This is a genomic window from Acinetobacter sp. GFQ9D191M (assembly GCF_011174875.1).
Taxonomy (GTDB): domain Bacteria; phylum Pseudomonadota; class Gammaproteobacteria; order Pseudomonadales; family Moraxellaceae; genus Acinetobacter.
The window spans coordinates 80140-94026 of record NZ_JAALGV010000010.1 but is presented as its reverse complement, the minus strand read 5'-3'; the positions used below and the strand labels follow the sequence as shown (position 1 = coordinate 94026).

13 protein-coding genes are annotated in these 13887 nt (G+C 42.1%); 9 read left to right on the top strand and 4 right to left on the bottom strand.

Features of this window, described 5'->3' with window-relative positions; genetic code table 11:
• Positions 1 to 17: 17 nt before the first annotated feature.
• From G5T77_RS01875 to G5T77_RS01855, 5 genes are all read left to right on the top strand, one after another.
• Positions 18 to 467 (top strand): YchJ family protein, encoded by a 450-nt coding sequence (locus G5T77_RS01875; RefSeq protein WP_166136519.1) that lies wholly within the window; start codon positions 18 to 20, stop codon positions 465 to 467.
• Positions 468 to 528: 61 nt separating this feature from the next.
• A complete protein-coding gene (locus G5T77_RS01870; protein WP_034169794.1) occupies positions 529 to 1173 on the top strand; it encodes a trimeric intracellular cation channel family protein in 645 nt (214 codons plus the stop codon).
• 131 nt (positions 1174 to 1304) lie between these two features.
• Positions 1305 to 2624, top strand: coding sequence for an MFS transporter (locus G5T77_RS01865; RefSeq protein WP_005233444.1), 1320 nt, complete (start codon positions 1305 to 1307; stop codon positions 2622 to 2624).
• A gap of 163 nt (positions 2625 to 2787) precedes the next feature.
• On the top strand, positions 2788 to 5007 hold the full coding sequence (parC, locus tag G5T77_RS01860; protein ID WP_166136516.1) for a DNA topoisomerase IV subunit A: 2220 nt from the start codon (positions 2788 to 2790) through the stop codon (positions 5005 to 5007).
• A 150-nt stretch (positions 5008 to 5157) separates the two neighbouring features.
• Positions 5158 to 6834 carry an AMP-binding protein gene (locus tag G5T77_RS01855; RefSeq protein ID WP_166136513.1) on the top strand — a complete coding sequence of 559 codons (1677 nt, stop codon included), beginning with the start codon at positions 5158 to 5160 and terminating at the stop codon, positions 6832 to 6834.
• Positions 6835 to 6869: 35 nt separating this feature from the next.
• Here the strand turns inward: G5T77_RS01855 and G5T77_RS01850 are convergent, their stop codons facing one another.
• Positions 6870 to 7256 (bottom strand): hypothetical protein, encoded by a 387-nt coding sequence (locus tag G5T77_RS01850; RefSeq protein ID WP_034703874.1) that lies wholly within the window; start codon positions 7254 to 7256, stop codon positions 6870 to 6872.
• Between the two features lie 100 nt (positions 7257 to 7356).
• Between G5T77_RS01850 and G5T77_RS01845 the strand changes: the two genes are divergently transcribed.
• A complete protein-coding gene (locus G5T77_RS01845) occupies positions 7357 to 7755 on the top strand; it encodes an MAPEG family protein (RefSeq protein WP_166136510.1) in 399 nt (132 codons plus the stop codon).
• Between the two features lie 120 nt (positions 7756 to 7875).
• Entirely contained in the window at positions 7876 to 8412 is a 537-nt protein-coding gene (gene ppa / locus G5T77_RS01840; RefSeq protein ID WP_005233448.1) for an inorganic diphosphatase, read from the top strand.
• 100 nt (positions 8413 to 8512) lie between these two features.
• Here the strand turns inward: ppa and G5T77_RS01835 are convergent, their stop codons facing one another.
• A complete protein-coding gene (locus tag G5T77_RS01835; protein WP_166136507.1) occupies positions 8513 to 9838 on the bottom strand; it encodes an OprD family outer membrane porin in 1326 nt (441 codons plus the stop codon).
• 870 nt (positions 9839 to 10708) lie between these two features.
• Between G5T77_RS01835 and G5T77_RS01830 the strand changes: the two genes are divergently transcribed.
• Positions 10709 to 11443: a TorF family putative porin gene (locus tag G5T77_RS01830; RefSeq protein ID WP_166136504.1), complete on the top strand. Its 735-nt coding sequence runs from the start codon at positions 10709 to 10711 to the stop codon at positions 11441 to 11443.
• A 46-nt stretch (positions 11444 to 11489) separates the two neighbouring features.
• On the opposite strand, the gene G5T77_RS01825 is transcribed toward G5T77_RS01830, so the two are convergent.
• Both G5T77_RS01825 and G5T77_RS01820 read right to left on the bottom strand, forming a co-directional pair.
• Positions 11490 to 12977, bottom strand: a complete 1488-nt coding sequence (locus G5T77_RS01825; RefSeq protein WP_166136501.1) for a YifB family Mg chelatase-like AAA ATPase — start codon at positions 12975 to 12977, stop codon at positions 11490 to 11492.
• 65 nt (positions 12978 to 13042) lie between these two features.
• The gene (locus tag G5T77_RS01820) at positions 13043 to 13270 is read right to left on the bottom strand and encodes an accessory factor UbiK family protein (RefSeq protein ID WP_166136498.1); all 228 of its coding nucleotides are present in this window, start codon (positions 13268 to 13270) and stop codon (positions 13043 to 13045) included.
• Positions 13271 to 13548: 278 nt separating this feature from the next.
• Here G5T77_RS01820 and glnK point away from each other — a divergent pair, with 278 nt between their 5' ends.
• Complete coding sequence (gene glnK, locus G5T77_RS01815) at positions 13549 to 13887, top strand: P-II family nitrogen regulator (RefSeq protein ID WP_004650081.1); 339 nt, start codon at positions 13549 to 13551, stop codon at positions 13885 to 13887.

Sequence of the window (13887 nt, the reverse complement as noted above, 5' to 3'; positions counted from 1 at the left end):
TTTTTTATGGAATCAATATGTCAGAAGCATGTCCATGTGGACGAGGTGAATATGCAAGCTGTTGCCAGCCACTGCATCAGGGTCAGCAATTTTCCCAAAGCGCCGAGCAATTAATGCGCTCGCGGTATAGTGCCTTTGCCAAGCATGAAATTGATTATATCCAGCAGACTACCGCCCGTGGACAGCAGCAGGCTTTGGACATGCCAGCCATTGCTGAATGGAGTAGGATCAATCAATGGCTGAAGCTGGAAATCGTGCAAGCGAATGAAAAACTGGACAAGACCCATGCGCTGGTCGAGTTCAAAGCACATTATCACGATGGCAAGCAGGCCCAGATTCATCATGAAATTTCACATTTTGTGAAGTTCGAGAATCGCTGGTACTTTCTGGATCCAACGACAGATCAACAGCTGTGCATCTGTGGCTCCGGGAAAAAATTTAAGCAATGTTGTGCGCATTTTTTATAATTTTCACATAGATTTAGCTTAGAATAGCCGCCATCTCAAAGCCTCAGGTGGAAGCAGGGCGATGTTACTGACCGTCATCTATATTATTGCAATTACCGCTGAAGCCATGACCGGAGCCTTGTCTGCCGGTCGGCGTAGTATGGACTGGTTTGGGGTTACGATCATTGCCTGTGTTACGGCGCTCGGTGGTGGTTCGGTGCGTGATGTACTGCTTGGCCATTATCCCTTGACTTGGGTCAAACACCCGGAATATTTGGTACTGACCTGTTGTGCAGCCTTTGTCACCATCCTGATTGCCAAATGGATGCGTCATTTACGCAATATCTTCCTGGTACTGGATGCCTTGGGCCTGATTGGCTTTACCATCATTGGCTGCCAGATTGCGCTGGAAATGGGGCATGGTTTTGTAGTCAGTGCGGTCGCCGGGGTTCTGACCGGAGTATCGGGCGGTATTTTACGTGACATTTTATGTAATGATGTGCCTTTAGTCTTCCGCCGTGAACTGTATGCCAGTATTTCCTTTGTTGCAGTCATCTTCTACTGGCTCTGCAGCAATTTCGGTCTGTCACTCGAACTGACCATTATTTCCACCCTGATTTTTGGCTTTAGTTTGCGTTTGATTGCGATCTATTTCGGTCTGGAAATGCCGAAGTTTATCTATAAGGATGATGACGAACAGTCCGCTTCATCCAAAGACGAATCTTGATATGAATTATGGTAACTGCGGGAGGGAAAACTTCCCGCAGGCGTACGTATTCGTAGTATAAAAAAATAAAAAATCAAACCTCCTGTTGGGACAGCAGCACCTCCCGTTTCACCTGATCAGAGATTTTTGTTATGGATTTAGTTTCTCGGATACAGCGCTTGCCGATCGGCAAGTTCCACTACACTCTTTTATGGGTGATTGGTCTTGGCTGGATGTTTGATGCCATGGATACGGGATTGATTTCCTTTATTCTGGCGAAAATGGCTGAAGACTGGCAGATGACCGCTGACCAGAAAAGCTGGGTGGTTTCGATCGGTTTTATCGGTATGGCGATTGGAGCGATTTTCTCAGGTGGACTGGCAGATCGCTGGGGACGTAAAACGGTATTTGCCAGTACGCTGGTGGTTTATAGTCTGGCAACCGCTGCCTGTGCCTTTGCACCTAATCTAACCTGGTTACTGGTATTCCGTTTTATTGTCGGTCTGGGATTAGGGGGTCAGTTGCCGGTTGCTGTGACACTGGTCAGTGAATATATCCCGGCACGGGTACGTGGTCGTTTCATTGTGCTGCTGGAAAGTTTCTGGGGCTTGGGCTGGCTGGTGGCTGCGCTGGTTTCGCGTTTTGTGATTCCTGATTTTGGTTGGCAAGCTGCATTCATGATTGGCGGGATACCGGCACTGTATGCCATCGTAATCTGGAAACTGGTGCCTGAGTCGGTGCCGTATCTGATCAATCGTGGCCGGGTAGATGAAGCACAGGCTCTGGTTAAAAAGATTGAGCGCAAATGCGGCGTCGAAGTCATGGAAATCTTTGAAGTTAAACCTGTGGCTGCCAAGCAGAATATCTCGTTTACCCAGCTCTGGAGTGGTATTTTTGCCCGCCGAACCTTGATGCTGTGGCTGATCTGGTTTGGGATCGTTTTCTCCTACTATGGTATTTTTACCTGGTTACCAAGCCTTCTGGTCAAGGAAGGCTATACCATCGTGCAGTCTTTTGAATATGTCCTGGTCATGATTCTGGCGCAATTGCCGGGTTATATTGCGGCAGCATGGCTAGTCGAAAAACTCGGTCGTAAGGCAACTTTAGCTGGCTTTATCGGCATGTGTGCGATTTCAGCCTATTTCTTTGGCCAGTCCGGTAGTGTCACTGAAATTGTGATCTGGGGCTGTCTGATGTCCTTCTTTAATCTGGGAGCATGGGGCGTTCTCTATACTTATACCCCAGAACAATATCCAACCAATATCCGTGCTTTTGGTTCAGGCTGGGCCGGTGCAATTGGCCGTATTGGCGGGATTGCTGCACCCTTTGCCGTAACCCATTTGATGGGGATGCCAAATGGTTTCAGTTACGTCTTTACCATGTTTACTGCAGTATTAATCGCAGTAGCTGTGGTCATTTTAGTCCTGGGTGAAGAGACCAAGGGCAAGACGCTAGAATCTATGGGTTTATAAGGTTGGTGATTTTTTAGTTGCTCAGCTGCTATAAAGTGGATATTTTTAGCCCATAAGACACGATTTGTCGCGCTGTGTAGTTTACTGCCCTTGTGCAGCACACAGCCGCGACTTAGCATAAGAAACATTGATACAAAAACGAATTTTAGGATTATAGGTTGTTATGACAAGCCTTGCGCATCATGCGACAGAAAACCGTTCCGTAGCCGAATTTACCGAACAAGCTTATTTAAATTATGCCATGTACGTGATTATGGATCGTGCATTGCCACATATCAGTGACGGTTTGAAACCGGTACAGCGCCGTATTGTCTATGCCATGAGTGAACTGGGTCTGAAATGGACCAGTAAACCGAAAAAATCGGCACGTACTGTCGGGGATGTACTGGGTAAATACCATCCGCATGGTGACTTGGCCTGTTATGAAGCCATGGTCTTAATGGCGCAGCCATTCAGTTATCGCTATCCATTTATTGAAGGACAGGGCAACTGGGGTTCACCGGATGATCCGAAGTCTTTCGCGGCGATGCGTTATACCGAAGCCAAGCTGTCGCAATATAGTGAACTGCTTTTATCCGAGCTAGGACAAGGTACCTGTGACTGGCAGGATAACTTCGATGGTTCGATGAAAGAACCGATCAACTTACCGGCACGTGTTCCGAATATCCTGCTAAATGGTACCACCGGGATTGCTGTGGGGATGGCGACTGATATTCCGCCGCATAACTTGCGCGAAGTAGTGAAAGGTACTATCGCTCTGATTCGCAATCCGAACCTGACCGATGCCAAAATGGCAGAATACATTCCGGGACCGGATTTACCGACCAAAGCGGAAATCATTACGCCACCCTCCGAACTGCTTAAAATCCAGACCACGGGTCGTGGCAGTTACCGCATGCGTGCGGTATATACCATTGATAAAAATGAAATCGTGATTACCGAATTGCCATATCAGGTATCCGGTTCAAAAATTATCAGTCAGATCGCGGACCAGATGCAGGCGAAAAAGCTGCCATTGGTCACTGATGTTCGTGATGAATCTGACCATGAAAATCCAACACGTTTAGTGGTGGTATTGCGTTCGAACCGTATTGATGCGGAAGCGGTAATGAGCCATCTGTTTGCGACTACAGATCTGGAATCCAGCTATCGTGTCAATATGAACATGATTGGTGCGGATGGCCGTCCACAGGTGAAATCGATTCGTCGTATTCTGCTGGAATGGATCGAAATCCGAAAAACCACCGTCACTCGCCGTTTGCAATACCATCTGAACAAGATCGAAAAACGTCTGCATATTCTTGGCGGTTTGATCATTGCCTACTTAAATATTGATGAAGTAATTCGGATTATTCGTGAGGAAGATCAGCCTAAACCAGTGTTGATGGAACGTTTTGGCATTGATGAGATTCAGGCCGAAGCTATTTTAGAACTCAAACTGCGTCATCTGGCCAAGCTCGAAGAAATGGAACTGCGCCGCGAACAGGAAGAGCTGGAAGCTAAGGCTGCCGTGATTCGTGAGCAGCTGGCTAATCCTGAGTCTTTAAAAACCTTGATCATCAATGAACTCAAAGAGGATGCAAAGAAATTTGGTGATGATCGTCGTTCTCCAATCGTACAACGTGCCGAAGCCGCTGCTATTGATGAAACTGAAATGCTGCCAGCGGATCCTGTAACGGTAGTATTGTCTGAAGCGGGCTGGATTCGCTGTGCCAAAGGGCATGAAGTGGATGCTGAAAATCTGAATTTCCGTGCGGGCGATCAGTATCTCAGTCATGCCCAAGGTAAGTCTAATCAACGCGTCTATGTATTAGACGATAGTGGCCGTAGCTATGGCTTGCCAATCAATAGCCTGCCATCGGCACGAGGGCTTGGTGAACCATTGAGTTCAAAACTGTCTCCGGCAAGTGGAGTCGGTTTCAAGCAGGTATTGGTCGCTGAAGATGATGCGGAAATCCTGGCAGTCAGCAGTAAAGGCTATGGATTTAAAACCCAGGCCAAGCAGCTGGATACCAATGCCAAAGCAGGTAAAGCTTTCCTGAATCTATCTGAAGGTGCACAGGTCATGAACCTGCAACCGCTGGAAGATGCAACTCATGTTGCACTACTTAGTTCAGCTGGCCGTCTGCTGATTGTTGATCTGTCGGAATTACCTGTACTCAATAAAGGTAAAGGTAATAAATTGATACAACTTGAAGATAAAGATCAAATTTTATCCATGACAATATTGAAACTTGATGAAATAATTCAAGTGCTTGCAGGACAGCAACAATTAAAACTTAAAGGGGATGACCTGCAAAAATATATTGGGAAACGAGGCTCTAAAGGAACCCTGTTACCACGTGGATATCAAAAAGCAAATAAACTGTTGATTCAAAGATAATACTAGCATCCATGAATCGAAATACGTTATATATGAGTAACGATTCGACAAATGGATGCAATGTTGCACATATACAAGTCTAAAAAATGACGTGCAGCATTGAAAAAAACAGTTGAACTACTAAGGATTATGATTGGAGAGATTGGCATTATGGAAAAAATTTGGTTCGCTGAATACCAAAAAACAGGGATTCCAGAAACTGTAGAATTACCAGCAGAAAATACATCTCTGGTTGATATTTTTGAACGCAATTTCCAAAAATTTGGCTCACGTGATGCCTTTATCTTTATGGATAAGACTTTAACGTTCAATGAGTTGGAAGAAGCTAGTCGTAAATTCGCAGCATATTTACAAAGTTTGGGTCTGGCAAAAGGCACACGTGTTGCCGTAATGATGCCAAACGTTCTTCAGTATCCGGTCGTAGCATTGGGGGTGTTCCGCGCTGGTTTAGTACTGGTGAATGTAAATCCACTGTATACATCACGTGAGCTTGAGCATCAGTTAAAAGATTCTGGCGCTGAAGTTCTGGTCATTATTGAGAACTTTGCCAGCGTTTATCAGTCAATTATTGGCAAAACGCCTGTGAAACACGTGATTGTTGCTTCTGTGGGTGACATGCTGGGTGCTTTAAAAGGTACTTTGGTGAACTTTGTATTGCGTTCAGTACGTAAGCAGATTCCGGCATGGGATATTCCAGGTCACATCAAGTTCAATGCTGCATTAAACAAAGTAAATCCAAGCAACTATAAACGCCCTGAATTGACTTTAAGTGATACTGCAGTACTTCAGTACACAGGTGGTACTACTGGTGTTTCTAAAGGTGCTGAACTGACCCATCGTAACCTGGTTGCTAACCTGTTGCAGTGTGACGGTATCTTCCAGAGCAAATTCGGTGCGCAAGATGGCCAGCCAGATGACCGTATTTTCTGTGCTTTACCACTTTATCACATCTTTGCTTTCATGGTCTGTGCACTTTACGGCATGTATAAAGGTCAGGCGAACGTTCTGATTCCTAACCCGCGTGACCTGCCTGCGGTGATGAAAGAATTACGTAAATACCAGCCAACATTCTTCCCTGCTGTGAACACACTGTTTAATGCGCTTGTAAACAACGAAGAGTTCAAGCAACTGGATCATAGCCGTTTAAAAATGGCGATGGGCGGTGGTATGGCTGTTCTGCCTTCTACTGCAGAAGCTTGGAAGAAAATTACTGGCACTAACATCATTGAAGGTTATGGCCTGTCTGAAACTTCTCCAGTAGCAACTGCGAACCCACCGGCATCTGAAGCATTTAGCGGTACGATTGGTATTCCGTTACCTTTGACTGAAGTTGCAATTCTGGATGATGACGGTAATGAAGTTGCACTCGGTGAGCAGGGTGAAATCTCAATCCGTGGTCCACAGGTGATGAAAGGCTATTGGAACCGTCCGGATGAAACCGATAAAGTGATGGTGAATGGCTTCTTCCGTACCGGTGATATCGGTGTAATGGATTCACGTGGTTATATCAAAATCGTTGACCGTAAGAAAGACATGATTCTGGTCTCTGGCTTCAACGTTTATCCTTCTGAAATTGAAGAAGTTGTTGCGAAACATCCAAAAGTTCTGGAAGTGGCTGCAATTGGTGTACCAGATGAAAAATCAGGTGAAGTGCCAAAACTGTTCGTTGTGAAGAAAGATCCTTCATTGACGACTGAAGAAGTTCTGGCATTTGCGAAAGAAAATCTGACCGGTTATAAACGTCCACGTTATGTTGAATTTATGGATGAATTACCGAAATCTAACGTAGGCAAAATCCTGCGTAAAGACCTACGTAAGACTGCATAAATCTTGCAATAAAAAAGCGCCTAAGGGCGCTTTTTTTAATTCTCTTTTTTCATTAGCCAGCGGTCGAAGTAAGGACGTCCTACACCGATCACACCCAAAAAAATAAACATGGTACCAAACTGGCGGTTAAATCCTCTCAAATTAAAACTGCCATAACTGAGAATATTATCTATCAGGCAATAAATGATGATTGCGACCACCCAGTGCCAGATCGGCATGCGTTTGATGCCCACGGCATAGAAGGCAATCCATAAGATGGCAAAGGTAAAGAGGGGAGACCAGATATTCATATTGGCACAAATGACCGCTATCAGAAATGCAACAATCGGCAATACGATTTTTAATACGCGATCCACTTGACGTTGATGCTGGCGCTGTTTCTCGAGGACATCGAACATTTCATTTTGATCAGGGCTGACCATAGTGAATCCTTAATCATTTATAAAAACACTCTATTTAACAAAATTTATTCACGAAACGCCATGCTATGATAGACATAAAAATTCTCAAGAGAAAAATCAGATGCATAGCATTAGTGGGGTTATCTATCTCATTTTGGCAGCTTGTCTTTTACCTTATGTTTTTACCTTGATTGCGAAAAAATCGGCAGGGTTTCGTGCAAAAGACAATCAGAATCCGCGGGCATTTTTAGAAAAGTCTACAGGCCTGGCCAGTCGCGCCAATGCCGCTCAGCAGAACAGCTTTGAAAGCTTACCGCTCTTTATCGCCTCGATTCTGATGGCAGAATATATGGTCGTGCCGCAAAGTCTGGTGATGACCTTTGGGATTGCCTATCTGGTTTTTCGGGTCATCTATGGGATCTGTTATCTGGCGAACTGGTCGACCTTACGTTCAATTGTCTGGCTGTTATCTTTATTATGTCCAATAACCTTACTGCTGTTAATTATCAAAATCTCTTAAGCTTAAAATAAAGCAGGTCGAGATATTTACAGTTCGATATTTTAAAATCAAAAAAAATCTGTAAAAACCGTTATAATTATCGCGGTTTTTAAAAGATATAACTTGTTAAAGAGTGATGCTATGAGCTACAGCAATATCCCAGCGGGTAAAGATGCGCCAAACGACATCTATGTCATTATTGAAATTCCTGCAAATGCAGCACCAATCAAATATGAAATCGATAAAGATTCTGATGCATTATTTGTAGACCGTTTCATGGGTACAGCAATGTTCTACCCAGCAAACTATGGTTATGTACCAAATACACTTTCTCTAGATGGCGATCCTCTAGACGTATTGGTCGTAACTCCACATCCAGTAGAGCCAGGTTCAGTCATTCGTTGCCGTCCTGTCGGTAAACTGAACATGGAAGATGATGGTGGTGTTGATGCGAAACTGGTTGCAGTTCCACACGATAAACTGACTCCGATCTACAAAGATGTTCAAGAATATACTGATCTTCCTCCATTACTGATCAGCCAAATCGAACACTTCTTCCAGCACTACAAAGACTTGGAACCAGGTAAATGGGTTAAGTTAAGTGGTTGGGAAGGTGCTGATGTTGCTAAACAAGAAGTACTCAGCTCAATTGCAGCTTATGCAGAAGCAAATAAATAATTCATTTGCTTTTCAGTTTAAGTCTTTAACTTTTTAAAGCTTAAACAAAAAAACCTGCACATTGTGCAGGTTTTTTATTATGGCTTGAAATTCGAGTGAATTAGAATAATTTCACAGGAATGTCTAACCAAATACGCCATTCATTGGTGTCTGGCATATATGCATCATTATAAAGTTGATCTGCACGGTAAAATGAATGACGTAGACGTAAGCTTGCATCTTTGGCAAAACCAGACTGAACAGTGTATTTCACCTGGTTAAAGAATTCACTTTCTTTAGCATTATCAATTGTCATATTACCTTGATTATCAGTAGCTTTAATATCCCAACCATATACATATGCTGTAGTCCAGGTTAATCCAGGAATATTTAGACCTTTGAAGTCATAGGTATATTGAAGTTGAGCAGATTTTTCATCATTACCAATGAAGTCAGACAGGTATGAGTTTGGCATGTAAATAGTTTGATGACCATCACCGACACCACGACCTAAACCGTAGTCATAGCCTGTATTACCAAAGTTCTGTTGGTAAGCAACCATTACATTGTGCGGACCATGATTATAAGTAGTCGATAAAGCTAAAATTGTATTATCGAATGAATCATCTTGTGAACCAATTTGAGAATACAAATAAGGATTCGCTTCTTTATCCCATTTAGTGTGATAACCACTGAAATCATGAGTTAAAGTGCTTTTATCTGCTAAATCATAACTATAGTTAGCATTTACATAATGACGGTCTAAACGGTCTTTAATGTCTGTACCATAGTAAGAAGCGTTTAAAGCATCACTAAATTTATATTTCGCACCCCAAACAGTAGCGCGATCTAATTCATTGCCATCTGAATTAATCTGGCTAGAGCGCTGATTTTCAGTGAATTTACCCGCAACAAGACTTAGATTTTCAATTTCCTTACTTTCAATCAATACACCATTATAGTATTCAGGCACTAAACGTGCAGTATTGCTTGCAAGTACAGGAAGATCTAAAACTTGAGTACCATAAGTCGCTGTTGTATTTGATACTCGAGCTTTCACATATGCACCACCACGAGCCCAATGGTCATAGGCATCTTTAGTACCATCTGCATTATCTTGAGGATGAGTAGGGATCATATCGTTACCAGTATGACCATTTTTACCTAATTTGAATGAAGCATCACCAATGATACCTGCACCAAAGCCGACTACACCTTGAGTAAAACCTGAATCTAATTTGACAATTGCTGTTTGAGCGAAAGAACTCGTATCACTATTTGGTGGAGTACCTTTATAGTCACGGGTTAAATAACCAGTACGGAAAAGTACAGATCCTTCTGCGTCTTCTACAAAACCTTTAGACTCACTCTGCTCGCTAGCAAAAGCGGTTGAGATCAATGCAGCCTGAATCAAAACTGCCAATGTTAATTTTTTTGTGTTTTGCATTGGGAGAGAGCCTTATACAAATTGATGGAAATTTTTAGGAATTGTATAAGATTCGCTGAATAAATGTCATTTTTATTTACGATATTCCACTAAAGTCGATGGATTTTTTTTAATCTAAAGTGAACAATGGTAAGAGATCTAACAGTCTAAATCCTGACCATATAGTAAAAAAACAAATAAAAACAAAGATATTTTTTAAATATAAATTCTCTGAAGGGTATGACTCATGAGTGCATCAATAATATTTAAAATTAAAATTTTTAGAATGAAAAAGTTGAGTGTTCAAAATCTTCATTCTTCTGTATCAGACTCTTCATTAATAATTTCTTAAAAGTGAGAATTGATTATAAATTATTGAATTTTAATATATAAATATTTAATTTAAATATTTATAAATCCAAAAATACGCATAGATTGCCGAATAATAAAAAGTCATTCCATGAGCATCACTTTTTCTTGCTTAGCACTATTTTGAACTTTTTAATCCAGAAATTTTCTGAGTTTGAGCAAGAATCGAAAACTCGAATAGAGCAATCTGCTTCTTTACCTTTTATTTCTGCACCTTTTTTTAGCACAAAATTTAATCAAAGCGAAAATAGTTTCAAAATGGCGCAACTTGTAAATGATTATGTATAAGGGCGAAAAAAGAAAATAAATCTTTGAAAAAGGACCAGTGTTAAAAAGAATCTATCAAAGTGCTTTTTTTAAAAATTTAAATATAATTTAAAAACAAATACCTAGTGATTTATTTTATTTATATTCATCAGATTTCTGTTGTTTTATTCCAGATTGGCATAGCTCTTGCAAATTTTGAACTTGAGTTTAATCAATATCATAAAAACGTCTCAGACGATCTGGGGGAGTCATACAATGAAATCAACATTAAAAGTATTATCTTTTGCTTTACTAGGTGCTGCATCTTCTTTCACTTTAGCGGATGAACCAGCTGCTGAACATTCAGTTTCTGGAAATATCAGTGTACTTTCAAGCTATAACCTGCGTGGGATTACCAACACACCTGAAAATAGCGGAGCTACTTTACAAGGTGGACTTGACTATAATCATGCCTCTGGCTTCTATGCTGGTTGGTGGGGTTCTACCTTAGATTATTCTTTGGTTGAAGAAGGCCGTGATGCTTTTGAAAATAATTTCTATGCAGGCTACAGCCATTCGGTAAACGATGATTTGGGTTTAACGATCGGTACGACTTACTACTATTATTATGAATCTGATGAAGAAACGAATGGATTTGAACTGTTATTAGGCCTGAGCTATAAAGATTTAGGTATTACAGCACAAACTCTTCTTGAAGATACGACTTGGGGGAATGCAGGGGATACTTATATCAAAGGTACTTATAGCTATGCACTGCCTAATGACTTTAGCTTAGACACCGCTTTAGGTTTATATGCTTATGAAAAGTCAGGTGACTATGTAGAAGAGACAAGTGAAAGCTTTGGTTTCCGTCATTTTGATATCGGTTTAAGTAAACCTCTTGCAGATACTGGTGTGACTGCAAGCATCAATTACATCATCGGTGGTTATGATCGTATGGATGTGAAACAAAAGAACAAAGTAGTATTAGGATTAGGTTATAGCTTCTAATTTTCTCTGAATAAAAAAGGCGACTTTAGGTCGCCTTTTTTATTGTTTAAATGTGCTGCCCGCGATAAGACAAGGCTTCCGATAAATGCCCAGTCTGAATATCTGGACTTTGGTTAAGATCGGCAATGGTTCTGGCAACACGCAAAATGCGATGATAGCCTCTTGCTGATAAATTCAGTTTCTGCTGCGCCAGTTCAATCATTTTCTGAGCTGATGGATCGAGAGGGGCATATTGCTCCAGTTGTTTTGGACTAAGGCTCATGTTCAATGCATTTTGCCGTTCGATCTGAATATTATAGGCGCTGATCACACGCTGTCTGACCGTTTCAGAGTTTTCGACAGGTTTATTGTCTTGTAACTCCTGTGTCTGTAAAGGTGGTACGTCAATATGCAGGTCAATCCGGTCCAGTAATGGACCAGAAATCCGGTTCTGATAACGCTTGATGCTTTCAGGTGAACATTGACAGCGGCTGTCCTGATTAAATGCATAACCGCATGGACAAGGATTCATGGCTGCCACCAGTTGAAAATTGGCTGGAAAAGTAATTTGCCGGGAAGCACGTGAGATTACAATTTCTTTGGACTCAAGCGGCTGACGTAATACTTCTAAAACCTTGCGGTCAAACTCAGGCAGTTCGTCTAGAAATAAAACGCCCAAATGTGCCAGTGTGATCTCTCCAGGTTTAGGATGTGAGCCACCGCCGACCAGTGCAATGGCAGACGCAGTATGATGCGGTGCCCGAAATGGCCGCTGGCCAAAGGGATGATTGGCATTGGCAATTGAATAGATACTAGCAACTTCCAGATTTTCCTGAGTATTTAAGGGAGGTAAAATACTGGCGAGGCGCGATGCTAACAAGGTTTTACCTGTACCAGGTGGACCGCGGAACAGCAGGGAATGGCCACCAGCAGCTGCAATTTCCAAGGCACGCCTTGGTCGCAATTGTCCTTTCACATCCGCCAGATCAAATTTATAAAAAGAGTGCTGATCTACTGGACTGGTCTTAAAGGGGGTTAGGGTTTCTGCTTGAGCCAGATGTGCACAGACTTCCTGTAAATGATTGGCAGCAAATACCTGAAAATCCGGAAGCTGAGAGGCTTCCTGAGCATTCGGACTAGGCAAGATCAGTTGATGCTGTGCCTGCTGGCAGGCGATTGCAATACTCAGGATTCCTGTTACTGGCCGCAATTGACCATCTAGGGCCAGTTCACCAATAAATTCAAGGTCATCTGTGCAATTTTCTGGAAGCTGCCCTGAGGCCACTAAAATTCCTAGCGCAATCGGCAAGTCCAAACGTGAGCCATCTTTAGGTAGATCGGCAGGTGCCAGATTAATGGTCAGGCGTTTGGTCGGAAACTGAAAGCCGCTATTCAGAATAGCTGATCGAACCCGATCCTTACTTTCCCTGACTGCGGCTTCAGGAAGCCCCACAATGGTGAGGGAAGGCATGCCAGAACTGACATGAACTTCGACTTCAATTAAAGGTGCATGCAGGCCTAACAGGCCTCGCGTATAAATTTTGGCAAAAGACATATTGTTGTCCCAATATAGTGCATTATTTTTATTGTTCTCGTGTCTTTTGTGCACTGTAGTTGTGCTTATTTTTTAATCGAGACTTTTTCTTCTAGCTCTTCGACTTGTTTTAGTAACTCATTTAAACGCTGATTAGCATTATTTAGGGCAGTACGTTGACGTTCGAGCTCTTCTTTAGACACTAAATCCATTTTACTGACGGCTTCATTGAGCAGGGCACGCAGATTGTGCTCCAGGTCCTTTTTAGGGTGTTCAACTTGCTGCAAAATTGCTTGTAACAGGGTTTCAATCATAATCTGATCCATCGCCATATAAATGCGCGGACAGTGTAGCATTGCTGCAAGAGTGACTTACAGTATTTCAGATAAAATATAGGCTGCTTCGATTAGTAATATTGTAAAAATCCACATAAAAAATATCCAATTTGTGCAGATTCCAATACGTTATAAGTATAAAATAAAAGAGCAAGAAACATCGTGCCGGGCTTTCTAATTTCCCCCGACCTTAGGAATCTTGGCATGAAATTTGAACATAAAACCTTACTGGTGAAATAAGCCGAAGGAAAACAAACATGAAGCTCGTAACTGCAATTGTAAAACCTTTCAAATTGGATGATGTGCGTGAAGCATTATCTGAAATTGGTGTTCAAGGCATCACTGTGACTGAAGTCAAAGGCTTTGGTCGTCAAAAAGGCCATACTGAACTTTATCGTGGTGCTGAATACGTTGTAGATTTCCTACCGAAAGTCAAAATTGAAATCGCAATCAGCGACGAAATGGTTGATTCGGTAATTGAATCAATTACTCGTGTTGCAAGCACTGGCAAAATCGGTGACGGAAAAATTTTCGTAACTAACTTAGAACAAGTCATCCGTATTCGTACCGGTGAAACAGGTGCAGACGCTGTTTAA

What these genes read in the sequence shown, in the direction of transcription:
- G5T77_RS01870 (WP_034169794.1), top strand. Translation starts at nt 529, where the DNA reads ATGTTACTGACCGTCATCTATATTATTGCAATTACCGCTGAAGCCATG.
- glnK (WP_004650081.1), top strand. Translation starts at nt 13,549, where the DNA reads ATGAAGCTCGTAACTGCAATTGTAAAACCTTTCAAATTGGATGATGTG.
- G5T77_RS01845 (WP_166136510.1), top strand. Translation starts at nt 7,357, where the DNA reads ATGCATAGCATTAGTGGGGTTATCTATCTCATTTTGGCAGCTTGTCTT.
- G5T77_RS01825 (WP_166136501.1), bottom strand. Translation starts at nt 12,977, where the DNA reads ATGTCTTTTGCCAAAATTTATACGCGAGGCCTGTTAGGCCTGCATGCA.
- G5T77_RS01830 (WP_166136504.1), top strand. Translation starts at nt 10,709, where the DNA reads ATGAAATCAACATTAAAAGTATTATCTTTTGCTTTACTAGGTGCTGCA.
- G5T77_RS01875 (WP_166136519.1), top strand. Translation starts at nt 18, where the DNA reads ATGTCAGAAGCATGTCCATGTGGACGAGGTGAATATGCAAGCTGTTGC.
- G5T77_RS01865 (WP_005233444.1), top strand. Translation starts at nt 1,305, where the DNA reads ATGGATTTAGTTTCTCGGATACAGCGCTTGCCGATCGGCAAGTTCCAC.
- G5T77_RS01820 (WP_166136498.1), bottom strand. Translation starts at nt 13,270, where the DNA reads ATGATTGAAACCCTGTTACAAGCAATTTTGCAGCAAGTTGAACACCCT.
- ppa (WP_005233448.1), top strand. Translation starts at nt 7,876, where the DNA reads ATGAGCTACAGCAATATCCCAGCGGGTAAAGATGCGCCAAACGACATC.
- G5T77_RS01835 (WP_166136507.1), bottom strand. Translation starts at nt 9,838, where the DNA reads ATGCAAAACACAAAAAAATTAACATTGGCAGTTTTGATTCAGGCTGCA.
- G5T77_RS01855 (WP_166136513.1), top strand. Translation starts at nt 5,158, where the DNA reads ATGGAAAAAATTTGGTTCGCTGAATACCAAAAAACAGGGATTCCAGAA.
- G5T77_RS01850 (WP_034703874.1), bottom strand. Translation starts at nt 7,256, where the DNA reads ATGGTCAGCCCTGATCAAAATGAAATGTTCGATGTCCTCGAGAAACAG.
- parC (WP_166136516.1), top strand. Translation starts at nt 2,788, where the DNA reads ATGACAAGCCTTGCGCATCATGCGACAGAAAACCGTTCCGTAGCCGAA.